We start from the raw sequence: 5,176 nt of genomic DNA on the forward strand, positions 1-5,176 counted from the left end.
GTAGTTCGCCCCATCGAGGCCGCGCAGCAGCGTATCGAAACCTCACTCAATGAGAAGCACGCGCTCTGCCTGACAGCCTATGAAGTGATGGAGTGCCTCTCGGAGCAACGCGGATGGACCCCGATGTCGACAATGTGCACGTCAGTCGGCCGTTCGCAGCCGCGTCTATCCCGCCTCGTCACGCAGATGGAGGAGCGCGGACTTGTCGATCGAGCGAAGGTTGCCGGGGACAAACGTGCATTCCAGATCAACCTCACGAGGAAAGGTCGGCGTACTTTCCAGGCGGCATCGTCGACCGTTGCCGCGAGCCTCATTCAAATCGCCGCGCAGCGGGACGTTGCCGGCGCCGCACTGCGTGAGCGCTTGTACTGACGACCTGTAGAGCGCCCCGGTGATGCGACGGCGCGCTGTGCAGTGGACATCTACGGTACGTGCCTGACGCTGGACGCTGTAAGAGACCCACCGGCGGCACTGAGAGCGCATATGGATGACGAAGCTCCGGGCTTTCCGCCGCCCTGGTACTGGTAAGTTGCTGTTCACAGCAGATGCCACCCGTGTGGGTAGTGTCGACCCGTCGTTCAACAAGAAAGTGATGTGATCAGCTCATGGCTTCCAGTCTTCCTACCCTCACCCCGGAACAGCGCGCCACTGCGTTGCAGAAGGCAGCTGAGACTCGTGCCAAGCGCTCGGAGTTCACTGCCCGGTTGCGCACCGGCGAGACTGGCGGTGCGGCAGGGTTGGATGAGGCCCTGGGGGATCCGGTGTTGGTGAAGACGCGCCTGACCAGTTTCCTGCGTGCCCTGCCGGGGTGGGGCAAGGTCAGTGTGGAGAGTTTCCGGGAGACGAACGCCATCGCCGAGAACCGTCGTTTGGGAGGCCTGGGCAACATCCAGCTCGCCGCCGTACGCGACGCGGTGGCAGGCTAACTCACCGATCCAGCTTCTCTCGTTGCTTGAGTGACATCAGCATCTCGTCGGTGCTGCGGCCGGGCAGCTTGATAAACGTGTTGGTGATGAGGCTATCTACCTCAGCGCTCCAGGTGCTTTCAGGTGCAATGACCTTCATGAGGTGAGTGATGATGCTGATCGTCCCACGGACGCGCTCGACCTGATGCAGTGATTCCGGGATATCATCGAATACGCCCAGGTGCCGGACCCGAGGCGGGGTGCCGACAGGCGGTAGTTGGCGATTCCATAGTCGGCCGTGGTGGGCGCATATGTTTCGGACCACCGTGAGGTTCTCCAACCAGTTGGCCAGGGGCGGATGAGAGGCCCATTTACGGCGGACCTCTTTGCTTGCACGGGGCGCCGGGATGACGTTGAGCCACTGGCTGATCTGTCGTTGATCCTCGGCGAACATTGCCTTGTAGAGCTTGGAGATGTCTGCGAAGTCGAGCATGTCGGTGAGAACCCAGATCGGGATGAGGCCGTCGTAGTGTGCATCGTGGTGAAGGACGACTTCGTCGTTGCTTTTCCGGGTCCTGGCGACTCTCCGGTGTGCGAGGTTGAGCCATTCGGCGTGCAGGAATGTCGGCCGGAAGGTCCGGGGGTCTTCGTAGCACAGGGCTCCGTGTGATCCGAGGACGTGGCCAAGGCGGGCGCGAAGCGCGACCTCGATACGTTCGATACCAGACAGGATCAGTAACTTGAGTCGGCGGTCGAAGTCGTAGAGATTCTTGACCTCAGAGAGGGTTGCTCCGTCGACGAATGTGCTGAGGGGGCGATCCTGTCTGTCCGGGTCAGGTTGGCGGTACAGGTACCAGTAGCCACTGAGCCGGTAGTACGCGATGGTGGACAGTAGGTGTTCGGCACTGCCGTCGCCGGGGACGTGCATACCTCGCCGTCGGAGCAGTGCGATCTGGTCCTCGACCGACAGCCATGCTTTGAGTTGGTTCATGCAGGTCTCCATACAAAGAAATCCGGTCCGCCCCTGGGATCTCTCCCAGTGCGGACCGAACGATTGAACCCATGATACTTCATCATGCCCAGGAAAAACAAGGTCTGCCCGGTCCGTCTCCGTACCCAGGATGCCGGTAACCACGCGCGGGAACATCTGGACCAGTGACGTCGAGCCCAGAAGGCCGCCAGTGGGTCGCAGCGTGGCGCAGGGGGGGGGGGAGAGATCATAGCCAGTTGGGTCGAGTCGTCACGGTGTCGAGTTTTTCATCCTCTTCAGCCACTCGAGAAGTAGCCGTGTCTCCGCAGTTCCTAGCAGATCAGGGTGTGCGGCCGCCTTCTCTGCGACCGTCGCCACAGCCTGATTCTCATCCTGGCCTACTGTTCCAGTGATCGCGCTGATCACCCCGTCGCGTACCGCCGCAGAGAGCCCGGGGTCGGCAGTTCTCTGGATGATCTGTCGCAGCGTGACGCCGATGTTTGTCGCCAGGATGTGGGCGGAAGCCTGCTCCGGCGGGACGGCGAGGCGTCCCTGTTCCGCGGCTGTCATGGTGAGTTCGAGCAGGATCTCGGCGGGACGGGACTGGGCCGCCGGGGCGTGACCGGGCTGCACCTTGCCGTACATCAGTGCGTAGAACCCGGGGTTGGCCAGGCCGAAGTCGACGTGGGCGTCCCATCCGGTGCGGATGTCCTGGATCGGGTCACCGGTCCACTCCATCGCCTGTTTCTCGGCGATGTACATGTCGAAACCGTGCTCGACAACGGCATCGGCAAGTCCCTGTTTGGAGCCGAAGAAGTGGTAGGCGGTGGGCAGCTTGACTCCCACGGTGTCGCACACCGCCCGCAGCGAGAAGTCCTCGCCGGGCGAGCGGGCGATCATGTCCGCGGCAGCGGCGATCAACTTTTCTCTCGTTCCTGTCGACGCGTCCCTGCTCATTCTGCTACCGTAGCGTACGTATCATCGATACGGCGCAACATATCTCTGATATGTTCATCCGTGAAGTCCACGAGAAAGGAAGACAGCATGACTGAGCACACGCTCAAGGGAAAGAACGTCCTGATCGCCGGAGGCGGCAAGAATCTCGGAGGCCTGGTGGCGCGCCAGTCCGCGGCTGCCGGAGCCAACGTGGCGATCCACTACAATTCCGATGCCAGTCGACCGGATGCCGAGGACACCCTCGCCGCTGTGCAGGCTGAAGACGTCCAGGGTGCGATCTTCCAAGGCGACCTGACCGCACCGCAGAACGTCGCGACCCTGTTCGATGAGGCCGAGAAGACGTTCGGCAAGATCGACATCGCCATCAACACCGCCGGCAAGGTGCTGCGCAAGCCCATCGTCGAGACCGCCGAGGACGAGTACGACTCGATGTTCGACATCAATTCCAAGGCTGCGTACTTCTTCATCAAGGAGGCAGGCAAGCATCTTTCCGACGATGGCAAGATCATCACCGTGGTCACTGCCTTGTTGGCCGCCTTCACCGACGGCTACTCCACCTACGCCGGCGGCAAGGCCCCGGTGGAGCACTTCACCCGTGCGGCGTCCAAGGAGTTCGCCGACCGTGGCATCTCGGTCAACGCCGTGGCCCCCGGCCCGATGGACACGCCGTTCTTCTACGGCCAGGAAACGCCGGAACGAGTCGAGTTCCACAAGTCCCAGGCCATGGGCAATCAGCTCACCCAGATCGAGGACATCGCACCGATCATCAGGTTCCTGGCGACTGACGGCTGGTGGATCACCGGTCAGACGATCTTCGCCAACGGTGGCTACACCACGCGCTAACCCCGCCCTGTCCGCCTAACCGAAGGATATTCTTGTGACCAGCCTTGACATCCCCGAGCCGATCGCCTCATTCTTCACCGCGGTCAACGACCATGATAGCCAGGCTTTTCTTGATGCGTTGACCACCGATGCTGTCGTCGATGACTGGGGTCAGATCATCACCGGACGCGACGAGATTGACGAGTGGAGCCAGATCGCATTCATCGGATCCCAGCCAACCTTCAGCGCAGAACGAGCCTCCACCGCCGACGGCAAAATCACCGTCGTCGGCGACTGGCGGTCAACCCACGCCAACGGGCCGTCGCGATTCGACTTCGACCTCGATGGTGACAAGATCAAGAAAATGACCATCAGCGAAGGCTGACGAACGCCGTCACCTTCGTGGCACCATGCCCCTAATAGGAGAGGATGAAGCCTGATGAACGACACTGACAGCACTTTCGAAGCACGTTCCGGACGGAGCCATAAACCACGCCGTATCCTGGCAATCGTGTCCAACACAGCAGAACTGCACGGGATGCCTGTCGGCTTCTTTGGCGAGGAACTCACCCGTGCGTTCCTCGCATTCATTGAGGCCGGTCACGACGTTGACATCGCCTCCCCTAAGGGCGGAGAAGTGATGGTCGATACACACAGCGACCCAAGAACCCCAGGAGGGGACTACCGCGATGATCTGATCACCCTCGGTTTCCTGCACCACGACACCTTCGGTCCCCTGCTCAGTGACACAATCTCGACCGCCGATGTTGACGTTGCTGACTATGATGCCGTGTGGGTCGCCGGTGGGGGTGGACCACTGCTGACCTTCAAGGATGATGATCACCTGCATGATCTGATCTCTTCGTTCTATGAAGCAGGCAAGGTGGTGTCACTGATCTGCCACGGTTCCTCACTATTGCTGTGGTCCAGGTTGTCTGACGGGTCACTGCTGGCTGCAGGGAAGCGGTGGACTGGCTTCACCGATGCAGAGGAAGAAGTGGTTAACGAGGCTTTCGGTGTTGTTCTCAACGACTACACCATCGAGAGCGAGGCTAGAGGCATCGACGACACTGTGTTCTTGTGTCGGGAAGCCAATGAGCCGTTCGCAATACGTGATGGTCGCCTGATCACCGGGCAACAGCAGTACAGCAGCGCGCTGGCTGCCGGTCTGGTCATAGAAGCGCTCGACGAACTCTAGGGTCACGGCCCTGGAGACGAAGCACTGTGTCGGTGTGAGGAAAGTACTCTTCGCTCCTTCCTCACGCCTGATCTTCTTCACACCGGAAACGACTGCTGTCGTATCCGTCCACGGTGCGACGGTCCGGATTATTGGAATAGCAGCCACTGGGCCGCTCCCCAGTTGTCTCGATAATCTAAAGGTTTACAAGACACGCACAACGAGCATCTCAAAATCCGCAGCTCCTGCGGAAACCAACACGAAAAATGTCTTACCAACCTGTCTCACCGAAAAGTGTTCCGCCTTCTTCCATGCTGGAATTTAGTGAGGCATGATTGTGGGTAT

Annotated in this window: 7 protein-coding genes; 5 read left to right on the plus strand and 2 right to left on the minus strand. The window is 60.3% G+C overall.

Going from position 1 to position 5,176, the window contains the following annotated elements:
• Together ACTXPP_RS13825 and mihF are read left to right on the plus strand one after the other, a co-directional pair.
• Positions 1 to 372 (plus strand): MarR family winged helix-turn-helix transcriptional regulator (locus ACTXPP_RS13825; protein WP_443342651.1); only part of this gene is annotated, 372 nt, incomplete at its 5' end.
• A 233-nt stretch (positions 373 to 605) separates the two neighbouring features.
• Positions 606 to 926, plus strand: coding sequence for an integration host factor, actinobacterial type (gene mihF / locus ACTXPP_RS13830; RefSeq protein ID WP_443342653.1), 321 nt, complete (start codon positions 606 to 608; stop codon positions 924 to 926).
• 1 nt (position 927) lies between these two features.
• Here mihF and ACTXPP_RS13835 read toward each other — a convergent pair whose 3' ends face one another.
• Positions 928 to 2,040: an Abi family protein gene (locus ACTXPP_RS13835; protein ID WP_443342655.1), complete on the minus strand. Its 1,113-nt coding sequence runs from the start codon at positions 2,038 to 2,040 to the stop codon at positions 928 to 930.
• A gap of 105 nt (positions 2,041 to 2,145) precedes the next feature.
• On the minus strand, positions 2,146 to 2,832 hold the full coding sequence (locus tag ACTXPP_RS13840; protein WP_443342657.1) for a TetR/AcrR family transcriptional regulator: 687 nt from the start codon (positions 2,830 to 2,832) through the stop codon (positions 2,146 to 2,148).
• Positions 2,833 to 2,919: 87 nt separating this feature from the next.
• On the opposite strand from ACTXPP_RS13840, the gene ACTXPP_RS13845 reads away from it, so the two are divergent.
• Genes ACTXPP_RS13845 through ACTXPP_RS13855 form a run of 3 tightly spaced genes read left to right on the plus strand, consistent with a single transcriptional unit; the run spans position 2,920 to position 4,852 of the window.
• Positions 2,920 to 3,675 carry an SDR family oxidoreductase gene (locus ACTXPP_RS13845; RefSeq protein WP_145943523.1) on the plus strand — a complete coding sequence of 252 codons (756 nt, stop codon included), beginning with the start codon at positions 2,920 to 2,922 and terminating at the stop codon, positions 3,673 to 3,675.
• 34 nt (positions 3,676 to 3,709) lie between these two features.
• The gene (locus ACTXPP_RS13850) at positions 3,710 to 4,039 is read left to right on the plus strand and encodes a nuclear transport factor 2 family protein (protein ID WP_145943522.1); all 330 of its coding nucleotides are present in this window, start codon (positions 3,710 to 3,712) and stop codon (positions 4,037 to 4,039) included.
• A gap of 54 nt (positions 4,040 to 4,093) precedes the next feature.
• A complete protein-coding gene (locus tag ACTXPP_RS13855) occupies positions 4,094 to 4,852 on the plus strand; it encodes a type 1 glutamine amidotransferase domain-containing protein (RefSeq protein WP_443342660.1) in 759 nt (252 codons plus the stop codon).
• Positions 4,853 to 5,176: the final 324 nt, after the last annotated feature.

This window comes from Candidatus Corynebacterium faecigallinarum, assembly GCF_052264515.1.
Lineage (GTDB): Bacteria > Actinomycetota > Actinomycetes > Mycobacteriales > Mycobacteriaceae > Corynebacterium > Corynebacterium faecigallinarum.